The organism is Citrobacter sp. Marseille-Q6884 (assembly GCF_945906775.1).
In the GTDB taxonomy this organism is placed as follows: Bacteria; Pseudomonadota; Gammaproteobacteria; order Enterobacterales; family Enterobacteriaceae; genus Citrobacter.
This window is the reverse complement of the sequence record NZ_CAMDRE010000002.1, coordinates 1,193,181-1,211,892: the sequence shown is the minus strand read 5'-3', so window position 1 is coordinate 1,211,892 and position 18,712 is coordinate 1,193,181. Positions and strand designations below refer to the sequence as shown.

General features: G+C 49.4%; 16 protein-coding genes and 1 pseudogene. 11 read left to right on the top strand and 6 right to left on the bottom strand.

The window, feature by feature from the left end:
- Nucleotides 1-48: 48 nt before the first annotated feature.
- A complete protein-coding gene (locus N7268_RS21050) occupies nt 49-309 on the bottom strand; it encodes a hypothetical protein (RefSeq protein WP_260864327.1) in 261 nt (86 codons plus the stop codon).
- 259 nt (nt 310-568) lie between these two features.
- On the opposite strand from N7268_RS21050, the gene bla reads away from it, so the two are divergent.
- The 3 genes from bla to hslJ all read left to right on the top strand — a co-directional run bounded on the left by bla (nt 569) and on the right by hslJ (nt 3,103).
- Nucleotides 569-1,435, top strand: coding sequence for a class A beta-lactamase (bla, locus tag N7268_RS21045; protein WP_260864326.1), 867 nt, complete (start codon nt 569-571; stop codon nt 1,433-1,435).
- A 147-nt stretch (nt 1,436-1,582) separates the two neighbouring features.
- Entirely contained in the window at nt 1,583-2,572 is a 990-nt protein-coding gene (locus tag N7268_RS21040) for a 2-hydroxyacid dehydrogenase (protein ID WP_260864325.1), read from the top strand.
- 111 nt (nt 2,573-2,683) lie between these two features.
- Nucleotides 2,684-3,103 carry a heat shock protein HslJ gene (gene hslJ, locus N7268_RS21035; protein WP_260864324.1) on the top strand — a complete coding sequence of 140 codons (420 nt, stop codon included), beginning with the start codon at nt 2,684-2,686 and terminating at the stop codon, nt 3,101-3,103.
- A gap of 13 nt (nt 3,104-3,116) precedes the next feature.
- Here the strand turns inward: hslJ and N7268_RS21030 are convergent, their stop codons facing one another.
- Nucleotides 3,117-3,383, bottom strand: coding sequence for a DUF333 domain-containing protein (locus N7268_RS21030; RefSeq protein ID WP_045442854.1), 267 nt, complete (start codon nt 3,381-3,383; stop codon nt 3,117-3,119).
- Between the two features lie 276 nt (nt 3,384-3,659).
- On the opposite strand from N7268_RS21030, the gene nifJ reads away from it, so the two are divergent.
- From nifJ to ttcA, 7 genes and pseudogenes are all read left to right on the top strand, one after another.
- Entirely contained in the window at nt 3,660-7,184 is a 3,525-nt protein-coding gene (gene nifJ / locus N7268_RS21025; protein WP_260864323.1) for a pyruvate:ferredoxin (flavodoxin) oxidoreductase, read from the top strand.
- A 364-nt stretch (nt 7,185-7,548) separates the two neighbouring features.
- Nucleotides 7,549-8,697 carry a porin OmpC gene (gene ompC, locus N7268_RS21020; protein ID WP_260864322.1) on the top strand — a complete coding sequence of 383 codons (1,149 nt, stop codon included), beginning with the start codon at nt 7,549-7,551 and terminating at the stop codon, nt 8,695-8,697.
- 144 nt (nt 8,698-8,841) lie between these two features.
- Complete coding sequence (locus tag N7268_RS21015; RefSeq protein ID WP_260864321.1) at nt 8,842-9,054, top strand: KTSC domain-containing protein; 213 nt, start codon at nt 8,842-8,844, stop codon at nt 9,052-9,054.
- 81 nt (nt 9,055-9,135) lie between these two features.
- Nucleotides 9,136-9,570 carry a universal stress protein UspF gene (gene uspF / locus N7268_RS21010; RefSeq protein WP_003833207.1) on the top strand — a complete coding sequence of 145 codons (435 nt, stop codon included), beginning with the start codon at nt 9,136-9,138 and terminating at the stop codon, nt 9,568-9,570.
- Nucleotides 9,571-9,826: 256 nt separating this feature from the next.
- Nucleotides 9,827-10,306 (top strand): hypothetical protein, encoded by a 480-nt coding sequence (locus N7268_RS21005; protein WP_260864320.1) that lies wholly within the window; start codon nt 9,827-9,829, stop codon nt 10,304-10,306.
- Between the two features lie 363 nt (nt 10,307-10,669).
- Nucleotides 10,670-11,011 (top strand): annotated as a pseudogene (locus N7268_RS21000) (tyrosine-type recombinase/integrase); the annotation flags it as partial.
- A gap of 49 nt (nt 11,012-11,060) precedes the next feature.
- On the top strand, nt 11,061-11,996 hold the full coding sequence (ttcA, locus tag N7268_RS20995; RefSeq protein WP_260864319.1) for a tRNA 2-thiocytidine(32) synthetase TtcA: 936 nt from the start codon (nt 11,061-11,063) through the stop codon (nt 11,994-11,996).
- Between the two features lie 40 nt (nt 11,997-12,036).
- Here ttcA and dbpA read toward each other — a convergent pair whose 3' ends face one another.
- The 4 genes from dbpA to N7268_RS20975 all read right to left on the bottom strand — a co-directional run bounded on the left by dbpA (nt 12,037) and on the right by N7268_RS20975 (nt 16,184).
- Nucleotides 12,037-13,410 (bottom strand): ATP-dependent RNA helicase DbpA, encoded by a 1,374-nt coding sequence (dbpA, locus tag N7268_RS20990; protein WP_260864318.1) that lies wholly within the window; start codon nt 13,408-13,410, stop codon nt 12,037-12,039.
- A 28-nt stretch (nt 13,411-13,438) separates the two neighbouring features.
- The gene (locus N7268_RS20985; protein WP_260864317.1) at nt 13,439-13,621 is read right to left on the bottom strand and encodes a hypothetical protein; all 183 of its coding nucleotides are present in this window, start codon (nt 13,619-13,621) and stop codon (nt 13,439-13,441) included.
- Nucleotides 13,622-13,895: 274 nt separating this feature from the next.
- A complete protein-coding gene (gene zntB, locus N7268_RS20980; RefSeq protein WP_198904101.1) occupies nt 13,896-14,879 on the bottom strand; it encodes a zinc transporter ZntB in 984 nt (327 codons plus the stop codon).
- Between the two features lie 147 nt (nt 14,880-15,026).
- On the bottom strand, nt 15,027-16,184 hold the full coding sequence (locus N7268_RS20975; protein WP_260864316.1) for a methyl-accepting chemotaxis protein: 1,158 nt from the start codon (nt 16,182-16,184) through the stop codon (nt 15,027-15,029).
- Between the two features lie 406 nt (nt 16,185-16,590).
- On the opposite strand from N7268_RS20975, the gene N7268_RS20970 reads away from it, so the two are divergent.
- Nucleotides 16,591-18,705, top strand: a complete 2,115-nt coding sequence (locus N7268_RS20970; RefSeq protein WP_260864315.1) for a putative bifunctional diguanylate cyclase/phosphodiesterase — start codon at nt 16,591-16,593, stop codon at nt 18,703-18,705.
- Nucleotides 18,706-18,712: the final 7 nt, after the last annotated feature.

Here is an 18,712-nt window from a genome sequence, read left to right as displayed (position 1 = left end):
TCAGAAAGGAGCGACGCCAGCATCATTAACTTTTTTATTCTTTTATGTTCAAACTAATTGCGGTTCATTGAGCATTTCATTCAGGCCGATCACGTCTAACTGATCGGTCGTGTATGTTCTATCGCCCCTTGCATATTGATACGCTGAACCATGAGAGAAACCCGATTCCCGAGCCTCTTTATATCGTGCAATGATTTCTGCATTTGAACGTGAGACATGCGGCGTAAACGGCGTGACGCTGGATTGTACAGGTAAATTTTCAGCACACCCAGACAGAATGATAACTGCTATTAAAACCCCTATTTTCATTTACAACTACCTGGAAAATTAAACTTTCATTAAAGATGCAATTTTATCAAACAACCAAATATTGCACAGCTATAAAATATCGATCCTGAATATATTTCACCCACCCGCGTCGATCCGTCGCAATAAGAGAGGAAGAAATTTCGTTCAGACGTCACCTATCTCCTGGTTTTAATGGAAAGCCGAAAATCAGGTTAATAACACATTACTTTTCTGTATGCTTTTATGACGTATGCAATAACCCCAAGGAAGAAAGAGTAAGATGTCCCATCTTCGCCTGTCCCTAATCCCCCTACTCGCGACATTCTGCCTGCCCGCGTTTGCCCATCCGGCAACCCTGGAAAAAGTAAAAGACGCTGAAAAGCAGCTTAATGCACGTATGGGTTATGCTGAACTGGATCTTGCCAGTGGCCAGATTCTGGAAAGCTATCGTCCTCATGAACATTTTCCCATGATGAGTACCTTTAAGGTTCTGCTCTGTAGTGCGGTGTTATCACGTGTTGATACCGGGCAAGAGCAACTTGACCGCCGCATTCGGTACACGAAACGTGACCTCGTCGAGTACTCGCCGGTCACAGAACAACATCTTGCGGACGGCATGACTGTCGCTGAGTTGTGCAATGCCACCATCACCATGAGCGATAACACAGCGGCTAATCTGCTGCTTTCCTCGATTGGCGGCCCCCAGGCGTTAACGTCATTTCTGCGTAAAACGGGCGACTCAATGACCCGGCTCGACCGCAATGAACCTGAGTTAAATGAAGCCCGCCCCGGTGATGAACGCGATACCACCAGCCCTGAACGTATGGCGAAAACATTGCGTCAACTGCTTACCGGCAAGATTCTCACTGCTGCCTCACAACAGCAATTAATCCACTGGATGGTGGAAGATAAAGTCGCAGGCCCCCTGTTACGCTCGGTGCTTCCACATGGCTGGTTTATCGCCGATAAAACGGGTGCGGGAGAACGGGGTTCTCGCGGCATTGTCGCGGCACTCGGGCCTGACGGTAAACCGTCCCGCATCGTGGTTATTTACTTAACAGAAAGCACGGCAACGATGGATGAACGAAATAAGCAAATCGCCGAAATTGGCGCTTCGCTCATTCAACACTGGGACGCTAAAAAATAGCCAGTTGTTGAAATTGGCTAACCTGCCCACACTAAGAAGACATGCTTATGGATTATTCATTACGCCTATGACTATCAATCATTTTTTATATTTTGTAGAATAATTTGAATTGAATAGTGTGATGTCAGAATCACTGGAGAAAGTCTTATGAAACTCGCCATCTATAGTACAAAGCAGTACGACAAGAAGTACCTGCAGCAGGTTAACGAGGCTTTTGGTTTTGAACTTGAATTTTTTGACTTTCTGCTCACCGAGAAAACGGCAAAAACCGCTCATGGCTGCGAAGCCGTGTGTATCTTCGTCAATGACGACGGTAGCCGCCCGGTGCTGGAAGAGCTGAAACGCCATGGCGTGAAATACATCGCTCTGCGCTGCGCGGGCTTTAATAACGTCGATCTGGACGCAGCAAAAGAGCTGGGTCTGCAGGTTGTCCGTGTTCCGGCCTATTCACCCGAAGCGGTAGCTGAACACGCGATCGGTATGATGATGACGCTGAACCGCCGTATTCATCGCGCATATCAGCGTACCCGTGACGCCAACTTTTCTCTTGAAGGCCTGACCGGTTTCACGATGTATGGCAAAACAGCGGGCGTCATCGGTACCGGAAAAATTGGCATTGCCGCACTGCGTATTCTGAAAGGCTTCGGCATGCGACTGCTGGCGTTTGATCCCTATCCGAGCGCCGCAGCACTGGAGTTGGGCGTTGAATATGTCGACCTCAAAACGCTGTTTGCAGAGTCCGATGTCATCTCTCTGCACTGTCCGTTAACCCCGGAAAATTACCATTTGCTCAACCACGAAGCGTTCGAGCAAATGAAAAGCGGCGTGATGATCATTAACACCAGCCGTGGCGCGTTGATTGACTCTCAGGCCGCTATTGATGCGCTGAAAAACCAGAAGATTGGTTCGCTGGGTATGGACGTGTATGAAAATGAACGCGACTTATTCTTTGAAGACAAATCGAATGATGTGATTCAGGATGATGTGTTCCGTCGCCTGTCAGCCTGCCATAACGTGCTGTTCACCGGACATCAGGCGTTTCTGACAGCCGAAGCGTTGACCAGTATTTCTGAAACAACGCTGCAGAACCTGGCTCAACTCGACAAAGGTGAAACCTGTCCTAACGCCCTCTTCTAATCACGCTGCTCCCCTGCTGTCAGGGGAGCATTTTCAGATAACCCCTGATGATAAATCCGTCGATATCATTAATATATTGATTATATCCCGTCACGAACGTAGAGAAATTCAATGAAGAAAATTGTCACGCTGATGGCGCTCAGCATGCTTATGGCTGGCTGTGTGAGCAATGGAAAAGTATCCGTCAATCGCGAACAGTTACAGCATCACCGTTTCGTTCTGGAGAGCGTGAACGGTAAACCGGTCACCGTCGCCAAAAACCAACCCGAATTGAGTTTTGGCGAAAACATGACGGTGTCGGGAAATATGTGCAATCGCTTCACGGGCCAGGGCAAACTGTCTGACGGTGAATTGAAGGTGAAAGACCTGGCGATGACCCGCATGATGTGCAGCGATCCACAGCTTAATGCGCTCGATGGCATTGTCAGCGAGATGTTTAAGCAAGGCGCACAGGTTGATCTGACGGCTAATCAGTTAACGCTGGCCACCGCAGAACAGACGCTGACGTATAAGCTTTCGGATTTAATGTAAGCGACGTGGAGGCTTAATAGTTTCCACAACTACCGGCGGCAAGCGACTGCTCACTACAGCGTTTGCCGTTGGGTAATGCACACATCCCGATGGCTGATCCATCCAGTTGACGGGCAACAGAAAGCGAACCACCAATCATGGCGCAATTCGCTTCTCCAGAACTGGACATTGCTGCTCTCATGCCCGGTGCAACGTGTGCGGCCGTTGCTTGCTGTACCGGTTCACTGCTGCAAGCCGACAATAATAACGCGGCACACCCTACCCAAAACGCTGCGCGCATCTCACTCCCCTCTGACGATGAATCCAAACGACACAGCCATAAATAATAGGCAGCGAAAATACGGGCGTCGAGAGGCAAAATACACATTTATGCGTCCCGTTTACATTTTCTGGCAATTTTTTTGACTGCTCCTTTGATCGAACCCTCCATTCTTCGTATTCCAGGGACACAAAAGCGAAAATGTGCCCACAGGGCTTTTGCTAAAATGAAAGGATAACTACTGGATTCGCTTTTATTTCGTGGGTCCCTCTTTTTGCGCAATGTAAGGGTGTCAGTATGATTACAATTGACGGTAATGGTGCGGTTGCTTCGGTCGCCTTTCGTACCAGCGAGGTTATCGCCATCTACCCGATTACGCCCAGTTCAACGATGGCTGAACAGGCGGATGCCTGGGCCGGGAACGGGCTTAAAAACGTCTGGGGGGATACCCCTCGCGTCGTCGAGATGCAGTCGGAAGGCGGTGCAATAGCCACCGTCCACGGTGCCTTGCAGACCGGTGCGCTCTCAACGTCGTTTACGTCATCACAGGGTTTGCTGCTGATGATCCCAACGCTGTACAAACTGGCTGGTCAGTTGACGCCATTTGTGCTGCACGTGGCGGCGCGAACCATTGCCACACATGCATTGTCGATCTTCGGCGATCACTCCGACGTCATGGCCGTTCGTCAGACGGGCTGCGCCATGCTGTGCGCCAGCAGCGTTCAGGAAGCGCAGGATTTTGCGCTGATTTCGCAAATCGCTACCCTGAAAAGCCGCGTTCCTTTTATTCATTTCTTTGATGGTTTCCGCACCTCGCATGAAATCAATAAAATCGTGCCGCTGGCCGATGACACTATCCTCGGACTGATGCCGCAGGCGGAGATCGATGCCCATCGTGCCCGGGCGCTGAATCCAGAGCATCCGGTGATTCGCGGTACATCTGCTAACCCGGACACCTACTTCCAGTCACGTGAGGCAACAAACCCGTGGTACAACGCGGTTTACGATCACGTAGAACAGGCGATGAACGATTTCGCCACCGCGACAGGTCGTCAGTATCAGCCGTTTGAATACTATGGCCATCCGCAGGCTGAACGCGTCATTATTTTGATGGGTTCTGCAATTGGCACCTGTGAAGAAGTCGTGGAAGAGTTGCTGGCACGCGGCGAAAAAGTCGGCGTCCTGAAAGTGCGCCTGTTCCGCCCGTTCTCTGCAAAACATCTGTTACATACACTGCCAGAAACCGCACGTACTGTCGCCGTACTGGATCGCACCAAAGAGCCAGGCGCGCAGGCAGAACCGCTGTACCTGGACGTGATGACCGCCCTGGCGGAAGCCTTCAACAGTGGCGAGCGAGAAACGTTGCCGCGCGTCATTGGTGGCCGTTATGGCCTCTCATCAAAAGAATTTGGCCCGGACTGCGTAATGGCGGTCTTCAATGAGCTAAGCAGTGCCAAACCTAAACCGCGCTTCACGGTCGGTATCTATGATGATGTGACCAATCTGTCGCTGCCCCTGCCAGAAAACACCCTGCCCGCCACCGCTAAACTCGAAGCGCTGTTTTATGGGCTCGGCAGTGACGGCAGCGTGTCCGCGACCAAAAACAATATCAAGATTATTGGCAACTCTACGCCGTGGTATGCCCAGGGTTATTTCGTCTATGACTCGAAAAAAGCAGGCGGCCTGACCGTTTCTCATTTGCGCGTCAGCGAGCAGCCTATCCGCTCGGCTTATCTGGTTTCGCAGGCGGACTTTGTCGGCTGTCATCAGTTACAGTTTATTGATAAGTACCAAATGGCGGAGCGCCTGAAACCAGGCGGTATTTTCCTGCTCAATACCCCGTACAACGTTGATGAAGTATGGGCGCGTCTGCCGCAGGAAGTTCAGGCGGTACTGAACCAGAAGAAAGCGCGCTTCTACGTGATTAATGCGGCCAAAATTGCCCGTGAATGCGGCCTGGCGGCGAGGATTAACACCGTCATGCAAATGGCGTTCTTCCACCTGACAAACATTTTACCCGGTGATAGCGCCCTGGCGGAACTGCAAGGGGCAATTGCGAAAAGCTACAGCAGCAAAGGTCAGGATCTGGTTGAGCGAAACTGGCAGGCGCTGGCGCTGGCGCGTGAATCCGTTGCTCCAGTCGCGCTGCAACCGGTTGATCCACACAGTGCCAACCGACCTCCGGTTGTTTCTGACGCCGCGCCTGATTTCGTTAAAACCGTTACCGCAGCGATGCTTGCCGGTCTTGGCGACGCCCTGCCCGTATCTGCGCTACCGCCTGACGGTACCTGGCCGATGGGCACCACGCGTTGGGAAAAACGCAATATCGCCGAAGAGATCCCTATCTGGAAAGAGGAACTCTGTACTCAATGTAACCACTGCGTTGCCGCCTGCCCGCACTCGGCAATCCGCGCCAAAGTGGTTCCACCTGAAGCGATGGAAAACGCGCCCGCCAGCCTGCATTCGCTGGATGTGAAATCACGCGATATGCGCGGTCAGAAATATGTATTGCAGGTCGCACCAGAGGACTGCACCGGCTGTAATCTGTGTGTTGAAGTGTGCCCGGCCAAAGATCGCCAGAATCCTGAGATCAAGGCCATCAATATGATGTCCCGGCTTGAACATGTTGAAGAAGAAAAAGTGAATTATGACTTCTTCCTCAATCTGCCAGAGATCGACCGCAGTAAACTGGAACGCATTGATATTCGAACATCTCAGCTGATCACTCCGCTGTTTGAATATTCCGGCGCCTGCTCCGGCTGTGGTGAAACGCCGTATATCAAACTGCTTACACAGTTGTACGGTGACCGCATGTTGATCGCCAACGCGACCGGGTGTTCATCAATTTATGGCGGTAACCTGCCTTCAACGCCTTATACCACCGACGCAAATGGCCGTGGGCCCGCCTGGGCAAACTCGTTGTTTGAAGATAACGCCGAGTTTGGTCTGGGCTTCCGCCTGACCGTGGACCAACACCGTGTGCGCGTCATGCGTTTACTGGAACAGTTTGCCGATAAACTCCCAACAGAGCTTTACGATGCCCTGCATGCAGAAGCCACGCCAGAGCTTCGCCGTGAACAAGTTGACGCATTACGCCAGCATCTGAAAGGTGTAGACGGCGCGCAGCAACTACTGACCGATGCCGACGCGCTGGTTGAGAAATCCATCTGGCTAATCGGTGGCGACGGCTGGGCTTACGACATCGGCTTCGGCGGTCTGGATCACGTGCTAAGCCTGACCGAGAACGTCAACATTTTAGTGCTGGATACCCAGTGTTACTCCAACACAGGCGGACAAGCGTCAAAAGCCACACCGCTCGGCGCTGTGACCAAATTTGGCGAACACGGTAAGCGCAAAGCACGCAAAGACCTTGGCGTCAGTATGATGATGTACGGTCATGTTTACGTCGCACAGATCTCACTCGGTGCGCAGTTGAATCAAACCGTTAAAGCGATTCAGGAAGCCGAAGCATATCCGGGACCGTCGCTGATTATCGCTTACAGTCCGTGTGAAGAGCATGGCTACGATTTGGCGCTGAGTCACGATCAGATGCGCCAGCTCACGGCAACCGGGTTCTGGCCGCTGTACCGCTTTGATCCGCGTCGTGCTGATGAAGGGAAATTACCGCTGGCACTGGACTCGCGTCCACCGTCAGACGCGCTAGCTGAAACACTGCTTAATGAGCAGCGATTCCGCCGCCTGAATGCACAGCAGCCTGAGGTTGCTGAGCAACTCTGGAAGGACGCAACGGCTGATTTGCAAAAACGCTATGACTTCCTGGCGCAACTGGCGGGCAAAGCAGAAAAGAGCAGTACCGATTAATACGTCTGCTTGAGTATTGACCTGGAATCAAAAAAAAGCCCGAACACTTGTTCGGGCTTGTCAATTTATTCGCTGGCTAATCAATATTTCTACTAATACTCCAACGAAAAACAAAACGTGACAATAAAGGCATATAACGAGCGAAGAATATCGCAAGACAATTGACTTGTATAATTTTTATTTTGTATATTTCCAATCAAAACATTCACGATAATTATCACCATTTCCGTAGAATTATTTACTTAAGGTTTTACTTAAGGCGTAACAATTCATATTTATCTCTTTACGGAACTTCTCCTTTAGCATGCTTTTACTCCCTACTCGGGTGGTTGCAGGTAAATAAAAAAACTAAAGGATTATTTCGATGAACAGAAAAGTATTGGCTCTTGTAATCCCAGCCCTGTTAGCTGCAGGCGCAACTCACGCTGCCGAAGTTTATAATAAAGACGGCAATAAATTAGATCTCTACGGTAAAGTAGATGGCCTGCGTTATTTCTCTGATGACGCTAACAATGATGGCGATCAGACTTATGTCCGTGGCGGCTTTAAAGGCGAAACTCAGATTAACGATATGCTCACCGGCTACGGTCAGTGGGAATATCAGGTTAATGCCAACACCACCGAAGGCAACCGTAGCAACAACTTTACTCGTCTGGCCTTCGCAGGTCTGAAATTCGGCGATTACGGCTCATTCGATTACGGTCGTAACTACGGCGTACTGTACGACGTTGAAGGCTGGACCGATATGCTGCCAGAATTCGGTGGCGACTCTTACACCAAAGCTGACAACTTCATGACCGGTCGTGCGAACGGCGTAGCGACTTACCGTAATACCGACTTCTTCGGTATGGTCAATGGTCTTAACTTTGCGCTGCAGTACCAGGGCGCGAACGAACAGACAAGTGATGAATATGGTCAGGAAGGCACTGGTAATGGCAGCGACCGTAACGTTCAGAACTCGAACGGCGACGGCTTCGGTATCTCTACCACCTACGATCTGGGTATGGGCGTAAGCTTCGGTGCGGCTTACACCACTTCTGACCGTACTAACGAGCAGACTACTGCTGGCAACACCGTTGCGGGCGGCGATAAAGCTGACGCATGGACTACTGGTCTGAAATACGATGCGAACAACATCTATCTGGCCACCATGTACTCTGAAACCCGTAACATGACTCCATACGGTTCAATGAAAAATACTGACCAAGGTGGGGTAGCGAATAAAACTCAGAACTTCGAAGTCACTGCACAGTACCAGTTCGACTTCGGTCTGCGCCCAGCGGTTTCCTTCCTGATGTCTAAAGGCAAGGATCTGACTTACAACGGCAATGCTGGCCAGGACAAAGATCTGGTTAAATATGCTGATATCGGCGCGACTTACTACTTCAACAAAAACATGTCTACCTACGTTGATTACAAAATCAACCTGCTGGACGAAGATGACAGTTTCTACAAAGATGCTGGCATCTCTACTGATGACGTAGTAGCAGTAGGCCTGGTTTACCAGTTCTAATCTGTCAGCCCGCTGGAAACAGCGGGCTATTCTCTTCCAGCGTCATTCTGTTTTATGTAGATCAAAACATTATATCTGTTGCCTTAAAACACTCCTCTGATAGATGATATCGTGCATTAAGACCTGTTGTTGAGGATAACTGCAATGAATCATCACCCCGTTAAATCATCCCGTATTGCATCCGTCGGTTATGACGAATCCTCCGGTACATTAGAAATTCAGTTCCACCAAACAGGTACACTGCAATATCGACATGTTCCTGCCCGTATTTTCCGTGACTTTCTTGGTGTAGTCTCGAAAGGCCGATTTTATGATGGGGTAATAAAAGGTAAATTCCCTGAAATCAAAATAAAGTGATGCCAAAATGTGACTTCTGTCATTGTACATAAAGTGCCATTACGCGGTAAGCTTTAAGCGGATACTTAAACAGGAGGTTTTATGAACAGAACGATTCTTGTACCCATCGATATTTCAGACTCAGAATTAACTCAACGCGTGATTGCCCATGTTGAAGCAGAGGCAAAAATTGATGATGCACAGGTCCATTTTTTGACCGTTATCCCATCATTGCCCTACTACGCTTCACTGGGATTGGCCTACTCGGCAGAGCTACCGGCCATGGATGATCTGAAAGCCGAAGCGAAATCTCAACTGGAAGAGATTATCAAGAAGTTCAATATCCCAACGGACAGAGTGCACGTTCATGTCGCAGAAGGTGCACCGAAAGATAAAATTCTGGAGATCGCCAAGAAATTACCGGCGGATATGGTCATCATTGCCTCACATCGCCCCGATATCACCACTTATCTGCTGGGTTCTAACGCCGCCGCAGTCGTGCGTCATGCGGAGTGTTCAGTTTTAGTGGTCCGCTAAGCCGTTTGGCCCGTACTTCGTTGCGGGCTTTTTGTTCCCCCTCTTTTACCCCGTAATTCCTGACCTAAATGTGCTGACATTTTCCCCGCTTATCCGTTCTGAATCACCACAGTTTAAACAGACACCTCAGCGGCGCCAGTCCAACTGGGCAGGATCGTCTACCGGGGCGGGGTCAGTCCATAGTGCATAATTATTGCTTAAGTTTATGTTTTCCTTGCCGATAAGATTATGAACATTTGTAAAAAAGGACTTAAAATTGAATAAGCTAATCATCTCATCAGTTTTACTGGCATCCTTCTCTACCCATGCAGGTGTGGATGCAGATGCAGTAAAAATGGCAAACAATGTTGGATTTACTAAATGCAATACATTAATTAAATCAACTTTTGATAATGCCAACTCCGCTAAAGAGAGGCGAGTAAATATCCGATACTTCCCTGAAAAATCAAAAGACGATATTGATATTGATATGACTTATGGTAGTACCGGAGATACAGTGATTCAGTCCGTACGTTTCTCCCAAAGCGGTGGTTATTGCTATGCTTCCTCTACAGCCATTATCACACAAGAGGGAAATTGCGCCGGAATTCTTAATCAAGATAATAATTTTAAATACGTCGCAGATAGCGCTGGCGTTCTTTGGTCTAAAAACAAAGGTGGAGTATTAAAAATGTATACCCAAACAGGAAACTACTGTACCCAAATATTTTTATTAGATAACAAAGCAAAAATATAACTCATCCATTTCTACATAAACAGCGCAGGTCAATGCGCTGTTGTATAGGTCAGAGTTGTAGCCGCAGACAATCACAGCGCCGCAAAATTCTTTCAGCGCATTAAGCAGTTCTGCGTACTCCGCGTCGGTCATTTCGAATCGATTGGCGCGATATTTTGCTGTCTCGACACGCGTGTCATGCACATAAAGCGGATCAACAAAATGCAGAGTCGAAACTGTAGCGTGGTCGCGCATGCATTGAATAGCGCTACGATTCCCAATCAATACGCCAGCAAACCAACTGGCCACAGCGGCAAGGTTGTCGGACTGCCGCACCCAAATACGTTGAGCGGTGGTGCTATTGCGCCTGGTATCCAGACGAAAATAGTGTTCCACCACCGAGAGTACGGTAAGACCGAAAACCAATGCGTGGACTTTGTTTTTATGCCACGGATGCGAAAAGGTGAGCAAAAATCTTACTACTCTATGAGTAGCATTGGTGCCAGATGGAATGCAGCTGTAAAACTTGCTGGTATTCGTCGCCGTAATCCGTACCATACGCGGCATACTTTTGCCTGCTGGCTGTATCGGCTGGAGCGAACCCATCATTTATAGCTAATCAGATGGGCATAAAACGCGCAAATGGTGTACGAAGTCTACAGTACATGGATTGAAGAAATGAATGGCGATCAGGTTGCAATGTTGAATAACACACTAGCCCTGTGATGGATGTTTGCCCCTTATATGCCCCTTTTGGTTTTTGAGAACGGTAATAATGCAAGATAATCAACAAGTTACAAAGAAAGAACAATACAATCTCAACAAATTACAAAAGCGTCTGCGTCGTAACGTAGGCGAAGCGATTGCTGACTTCAATATGATCGAAGATGGCGATCGCATTATGGTCTGCCTTTCCGGTGGGAAAGACAGTTACACCATGCTGGAGATTCTGCGTAATTTGCAACAAAGCGCGCCAATCAGTTTTTCACTGGTCGCCGTCAACCTCGATCAGAAACAACCTGGCTTCCCGGAACATATTCTGCCGGAGTATCTCGAACAGCAGGGCGTTGAGTATAAGATTGTCGAAGAGAACACCTACGGGATCGTCAAAGATAAAATCCCGGAGGGAAAAACCACCTGCTCTCTCTGCTCCCGTCTGCGCCGTGGCATCCTGTACCGCACAGCAACGGAATTAGGTGCAACCAAGATTGCGCTGGGTCATCATCGTGACGATATCCTGCAAACGCTGTTTTTAAATATGTTCTACGGCGGAAAAATGAAAGGCATGCCGCCGAAACTGATGAGCGACGATGGTAAGCACATCGTGATTCGTCCGCTGGCCTATTGCCGTGAAAAGGACATTGAGCGCTTCTCCGAAGCCAAAGGTTTCCCGATTATTCCGTGCAACCTGTGCGGCTCACAGCCTAATCTGCAACGTCAGGTGATCGCCGACATGCTGCGTGACTGGGACAAACGCTACCCTGGCCGCATCGAAACCATGTTCAGCGCGATGCAAAACGTTGTACCTTCGCATCTGAGCGATATTAATCTGTTCGATTTTAAAGGCATTAAACACGGATCTGAAGTCGTGGACGGTGGTGACCTGGCGTTTGATCGTGAAGAGATCCCACTGCAACCCGCAGGCTGGCAGCCAGAAGAAGATGAAAACCAACTCGATGAGTTGCGACTGAACGTTGTCGAAGTGAAGTAACCGGATAAGCGGAGTGCCATCGGGCACTCCGGTCAGATATTTATTTCAGCAAACGAACACGGCAGGTTTTGCCTTTAATCTTGCCGTTTTGCAGTTGCTTCCACGCTTTGTGCGCGACAGACTGGCGAACAGCAACATAGACATGCGCCGGGTGAACGGCAATTTTGCCAATATCGGCCCCATCCAGACCTATATCACCGGTTAACGCCCCCAGAACATCTCCTGGACGCATTTTGGCTTTTTTGCCGCCATCAATGCACAGTGTCGCCATCTCGGCCTCAAGCGGCACGATTGCACTGTTGCCTGGCGCAGGCAGCCAGTTCAGCTTCAGCTGCAACATTTCAGAAAGAATATTAGCACGTTGCGCCTCTTCCGGGGCGCAGAAGCTGATAGCCAGCCCGCTGTTACCGGCACGCGCCGTACGTCCGATACGGTGTACATGGACTTCCGGGTCCCACGCCAGCTCATAGTTAACCACCAGCTCGAGGGACTTAATATCAAGGCCACGAGCGGCAACATCCGTTGCAACCAGTACACGAGCGCTACCGTTAGCGAAACGCACCAGCGTCTGGTCACGATCGCGCTGTTCAAGATCGCCATGCAAAGAGAGTGCGCTTTGCCCCGCCGCATTCAGCGCATCGCAAACAGACTGACAATCTTTTTTGGTATTACAGAAAACAACGCAAGATGCAGGTTGATGCTGGCTGAGTAACTTTTGCAGCAGCGCAATTTTGCCCTGCGTGGAGGTTTCAAAAAACTGCTGCTCAATCGCCGGAAGCGCATCAACCGTGTCGATCTCGATTGTTAACGGATTTTGTTGTACCCGGCCACTGATCGCGGCAATCGCTTCTGGCCAGGTCGCTGAAAACAGCAACGTCTGACGTGACGCAGGTGCAAAACGGATCACCTCATCAATCGCATCACTAAAGCCCATATCCAGCATACGATCGGCTTCATCCATCACCAGCGTATTCAGGGCATCCAGCGATACGGTGCCTTTTTGCAGATGGTCAAGTAAGCGGCCCGGCGTAGCGACGATGATGTGCGGCGCATGCTGAAGAGAATCCCGCTGCGCGCCGAACGGCTGCCCACCGCACAACGTTAAGATCTTGGTATTTGGCAGAAACCGCGCTAAGCGACGCAGTTCACCCGCGACCTGATCAGCGAGCTCGCGTGTCGGGCACAGTACCAGTGACTGCGTCTGAAACAGCGCGGCATCAATGTGCTGTAAAAGTCCAAGACCAAACGCGGCCGTTTTACCACTGCCGGTTTTTGCCTGCACGCGAACGTCCTTCCCGGCCAGAATAGCCGGTAGCGCGGCGGCCTGGACAGGCGTCATTTCAAGATAACCCAGCTCATTCAGATTCTCGAGTTGGGCGGCAGGTAAAACATTCAGGGTTGAAAAAGCGGTCACAATTTAATCTCGCGGTAGAAACTCATATTCAGCAGGCGCGTATCCTCGCAGATCTCCGCTCACGATGCGACAATTTAATCGGTTCTTCATCTGGCGGCGGGTCTGGCATCGGTTGCGGACGAGGAATCGGATCGGGAACGGGAACCGGGTCGGTTGGTATTGAATCAGAGTGCAGCGCTAGCAGCTGCAACAGCGCGATAAGACAGGTCATATACCCTCCAGTCATTCAGGTTGACCCTTTTAGGGTAGACGCTGATTTTCTGCAGGCAAAAAAAAGCCGACTAATCTAAGTCGGCGTCGTACGAATCAATTGTGCTATGCAGTAATTCAAAAAAGGAAGTAAGACAATATGGAGCGCAACGCCCATCGCTTGACGTTGCATTCACCTGCGAGAGAGATATTGCCCCGAATAGGTAGTTGGTTTATTGACTTCGCTCAAAATATTGGGCGTTTTCACGCATGAAAGTCCCTAAAAAATGTTGTTGTTACAACCATTTACTACGATGCAACCATAAAGTAACACCACCAATCAGGACAACTAACAGAATACAAAACAGCGAGAAACCAAACTGCCACCCGCCACCGGGAATGCCGCCGAGGTTAACGCCGAATAATCCGGTTAAAAATGTGCTGGGCAGGAAGACCATTGCCATCAATGACATGGTATAAGTTCTGCGTGCCAGAGATTCCTGCATCACCTGTGCAATTTCGTCCGCCATAATCCCGGTCCGGGCAATACAGGCGTCTATCTCATCCAGGCCCCGGCCCAGTCTGTCGGCAATATCCTGCATCCGACGTCGATGGTCGTCGGTCATCCACGACAACCGCTCACTCGCCAGACGCGAGTAGACATCGCGCTGAGGCGCCATATAGCGACGCATGACAATCAATTGCTTGCGCAGCAATGCCAGAAACCCGCGCGGTGGGATCTGCTGATCGAGTAGGTTATCTTCCAAATCGATAATTTTGTCGTGCAGTTGCTCGATAAACTCGCTGGCATGATCGGTCAACGCATCGCACACATCCACCAGCCAACTGCCGCAGTCAGACGGCCCCGTCCCTTCCTGCAGATCGCTGACCACATCATCCAGCGCGAGCACTTTGCGCTGTCGCGTTGAGACAATCAGACGTTCATCCATGTATAAACGCATCGCGACCAGTTGATCAGGACGTTCATCGGTGCTGCCATTAATGCAGCGCAACGTGATCAACGTCCCTTCCCCTAACCGACTGACGCGTGGACGTGTGCTTTCACCCGCCAGCGCATCCCGCACATTGTTGGGCAGTAAAGGTGTTGTCGCCAGCCATTGCGCACTATCAGGGTGTGTATAATTAAGATGCAGCCAACAAGGATGCTGACTGTCGATAACATCATTGTTATCGAGCGGTTTTACTCCACCGTGACCATCCAGCACCCAGGCAAACACGGCATCCGGCACATTAACTTCCGATCCCTTAATGGCTTCCACATCGCCTCCACGTACACTCAGCTTTATCGTTAGTCTAGCCTTCAGTATATGTTAAGCAATATCTCATTGTCCCATACTGCTGAAATGATTCAGAAAAGTGTTTGCGTAGGCGAAACGCCGACGATCTCGGCGTTTCAGACACCAGGATTAGAAAGAATGGCCGTATTTATCGCGGGCTGATATACCTGAACTTACACGCGCTCTCCCAAACAATTCATTCGACGAGGTATTACTTAAGCGAAATTTATGTGTTCGGGACTGGAGATCGTTCACCTGACTTTTCAGAACGCCCGACGAGTCGGAGAGTTCATCAACCATGACAGCATTACTTTGGGTCACGTTTTCCAGTTCAGCCAGCGCCTGAGTAATCCGGGTGATCCCTTTTTCCTGCTCCTGCGTTGTGCTGCGTATTTCTCCCATTAACTGATTTAATTGCCCGGCGCCATCCACAATATCCTGCATATTTTTTTCTGCTTCACGCACAATACCCGCCCCTTGTTGGACATTGTGGTGGGTTTCATCAATCAGTCGTTTAATGTTCTTTGCCGCCTCAGCGCTGCGATGCGCAAGTATTCTCACTTCACCCGCCACCACAGAAAAACCTTTACCGTGCTCGCCTGCCCTTGCCGCCTCCACTGCGGCATTCAATGCCAGAATATTTGTCTGGAATGCAATGCCGTCTATCAGCGTAATGATTTCTGTCATCTGCTCCGCGCATTCGGTGATCGAGCGCATATTTGCCGCGACCTTTATCATTAGTTCACCGCCCTGACGAGCAGACTGCGATGCAATATTGGCCTGAGTGCTGGCCATTTGCGTGTTATCGGCGTTATTACGTGTGCTGACCGCAATTTCTTCCATGTTAGCGGCTGTCTGCGTCAATGCGCCTGACTGCTGTTCTGTTTTAACGGAAAGCTCGGCGCTACGCTCCGCCAGCTGTTCGGAGAGCGCCATCGCCGTCTGCGAAGACGTTCTTATCTCATTGACCAGTGCTGAAATATTATTGGATAAGCTATTAATACCCGGAATGAGCCGCCCCGCACAGTTATTTCCAAATTCTGGAATACTTATCGCCAGATTTCCTGATGTGACCTCTTCAATACTCTTTTTTACGGTGTTAATCGGCACCACCAGATATTTGGTCATGTACCACCATAAACACAAAATAGAAATAACACTTACAACATCTGCGTAAATAATAACATCAAGGCCGGCAGACAACATGACTTCAACCACATTAATAACAAAGAGAGTAAACACCAAAAATAAAATAATAAATGTCCTGACGCTAATGTTATTTAACATATTATCCAGCTCACCAAGGAAGAATGCGGGGTATTTATTTTTATAGCACTTGCGAAGCAGAATGCCATGAGGCCAAAACAAAATCCGAACATTCAATGAGAGCATGCGACCTTTTCACTTAAAGCACACCTTCAAACGCTAAATTTACACTAATGCAGAATTATATTCTGACAGGCACAAGAAACAGGGGGAAAGCCAACGTATTGTCACGCAGAGTCTGCCATACGCACTTACCAATCAGTAAATATAATTAATACATACATAAGCAAATATTCGCTATTCACAGTGTGAGACCTGCCGTTCTAATACTGCAGAGAAAAAAATAAGAACGTTCCAGGTTTTACCAGGTTAACTGGACAAAACCTGCTAAATTTATCATCACGGCTTTTTTTCAGTGGGTAGTAAGATGCTGGATGTTTCGTGGGACCCTGTATTGATTGGGATTTCCTTTGTTGTTGCTTTCATCGCCTCTTTTATTGCTCTCGATAGTGCGGGTAAAGTGGCGATCTCCAGCAGACGAGAATCGACCTTTTGGCGGCTATCGGGTGGCGCGACGCTGGGGATGGGAATATGGTCGATGCACTTTATCGGTATGTTGGCCATGAAAATGAGCATGCCGATAAATTATCATTTCCCACTCACCGCATTTTCTTTTTTTATCGCCCTGGTGAGTGCAACACTGGCCATCAGTATCGCTATCGCCGGTAAAACGTTATCAAACAAACGACTTATCGTCGCGACCGGACTCTTGAGCACCGGCGTGGTGGCGATGCACTACGTTGGCATGGCGGCCATTATTGAACATGCGGCTATCACCTGGGATTTCTCCCTCATTCTCCTTTCAGTGATCATTGCCGTCGGCGCGTCTGGCGTCGGCTTGTGGCTGGCCTTTCATTTGCGCCAAAACACCCGACGCGTATTAATTAATCGCCTTATTGCCGCATTCATTATGGCGCTGGCAATCGCCTCAATGCATTACACCGGAATGGGGGCGGCAACCTTTACGCACGTAGGCCACACGCATCATGAGGGAATAAGTGCGCTGGAACTCTCCATCTGGGTTTCCGCCATAACTCTGGTTATTCTGGGGATCATGTTGGTGATTTCGATGGTTGATTCTCAACTGCGAACATCCCGACTGGCTGATAATTTGCACCAGTTGAACAGTCAGCTTGAGCATCAGGCTCACTTTGATTCATTGACCGGCCTAGCTAACCGCGCACAGATTGATGCCTGCTTACAGGCCTGTCTGCAGCATTCCAAACTTCATCAACGCCACTTTGCACTGGTATTTATCGATCTGGATCGCTTCAAAGTCGTCAATGATACCTGGGGCCATCACATTGGCGATCAACTGCTCATCGCCAGTACACAGCGGATCTATACCTGCCTTGATGACACAATGACGCTCGCCAGGCTCGGCGGTGATGAATTTATTCTTCTGATCCCGGACTGTAACAGCGAAGCTATCTCCCCACTGCTGACGCGTATCGCCAATGTTATCAAAGAACCCTTTACGTTATTTGAACGCACGATTCGGGTCTCGTTGAGCGCAGGAAGCAGTATTTACCCCGAACACGGTACCACGCTGCATGAACTCAAAGTGAAGGCCGATATGGCGATGTACCATGTGAAACAGGCCGGCAGGAACGGTTGGGCCGTTTATACACCTGAAATGGAAGCCATTGCGGATACGCCACCAACGTTCCTACAGGAACTGTCGCAAGCGCTTGAGCGCAATCAATTTGAATTGTGGTACCAGCCCAAATATACCGCCGGGGAGCACACACTGACCGGTTTTGAAGCGCTGTTACGCTGGCATCACCCCGAACGCGGAATACTGCTACCCGCTGAGTTTCTGCCGGCGCTGGAAGAAACGGGGCTTATTATCCCGGTTGGTACCTGGGCACTTCAACAGGCGTGTTGTCAGTTGAATCAATGGAAATTGCAGGGGCATACAGAATGGACGCTGGCGATTAATCTTTCCCCTACGCAGTTTGAACAGCATGATATCGTCGACATTGTCAGCAACGCCCTGACGCTGTATCAACTTTCACCGACACAATTAACGCTGGAACTGACTGAAAGCACGGCGTTAAAAAATTTAAAACGCAGCGCAGAAGTATTGAATGCGTTTTCGGCGCTGGGGATCACCATTTCTATTGATGATTTCGGCACCGGTTATTCAAATATATTGATGTTGAAATCGCTTCCGGCACGCGAATTAAAAATTGACAGAATATTTGTTAAAGATATTAGCGAGAACAGCAAAAACACAAAAATTGTGTCTACTATTATCGACATAGCCCACGCGATGAATATGTGTGTGGTTGCTGAAGGAATAGAGACCCAGGAGCAAGAAACCCTGCTGACTCAAATGGGGTGCGGCGTACTACAAGGTTTCCTTTTTGCGAGACCACTACCTGCACACAGAATTCATGAGTTGATACCAATAGAAAATACCGTTAAAGCAAAACCAATCGTGCAACCCTTGTCTCACCGGCACTCAATAACATTGTGAGACTGAA

Bases quoted from the DNA above. Each gene is read 5' to 3' on its own strand.
- N7268_RS20970 (WP_260864315.1), top strand. From the start codon at position 16,591: ATGCTGGATGTTTCGTGGGACCCTGTATTGATTGGGATTTCCTTTGTT.
- hslJ (WP_260864324.1), top strand. From the start codon at position 2,684: ATGAAGAAAATTGTCACGCTGATGGCGCTCAGCATGCTTATGGCTGGC.
- N7268_RS21015 (WP_260864321.1), top strand. From the start codon at position 8,842: ATGAATCATCACCCCGTTAAATCATCCCGTATTGCATCCGTCGGTTAT.
- nifJ (WP_260864323.1), top strand. From the start codon at position 3,660: ATGATTACAATTGACGGTAATGGTGCGGTTGCTTCGGTCGCCTTTCGT.
- ompC (WP_260864322.1), top strand. From the start codon at position 7,549: ATGAACAGAAAAGTATTGGCTCTTGTAATCCCAGCCCTGTTAGCTGCA.
- uspF (WP_003833207.1), top strand. From the start codon at position 9,136: ATGAACAGAACGATTCTTGTACCCATCGATATTTCAGACTCAGAATTA.
- N7268_RS20975 (WP_260864316.1), bottom strand. From the start codon at position 16,184: ATGTTAAATAACATTAGCGTCAGGACATTTATTATTTTATTTTTGGTG.
- N7268_RS21040 (WP_260864325.1), top strand. From the start codon at position 1,583: ATGAAACTCGCCATCTATAGTACAAAGCAGTACGACAAGAAGTACCTG.
- N7268_RS21050 (WP_260864327.1), bottom strand. From the start codon at position 309: ATGAAAATAGGGGTTTTAATAGCAGTTATCATTCTGTCTGGGTGTGCT.
- bla (WP_260864326.1), top strand. From the start codon at position 569: ATGTCCCATCTTCGCCTGTCCCTAATCCCCCTACTCGCGACATTCTGC.
- N7268_RS20985 (WP_260864317.1), bottom strand. From the start codon at position 13,621: ATGACCTGTCTTATCGCGCTGTTGCAGCTGCTAGCGCTGCACTCTGAT.
- N7268_RS21030 (WP_045442854.1), bottom strand. From the start codon at position 3,383: ATGCGCGCAGCGTTTTGGGTAGGGTGTGCCGCGTTATTATTGTCGGCT.
- ttcA (WP_260864319.1), top strand. From the start codon at position 11,061: ATGCAAGATAATCAACAAGTTACAAAGAAAGAACAATACAATCTCAAC.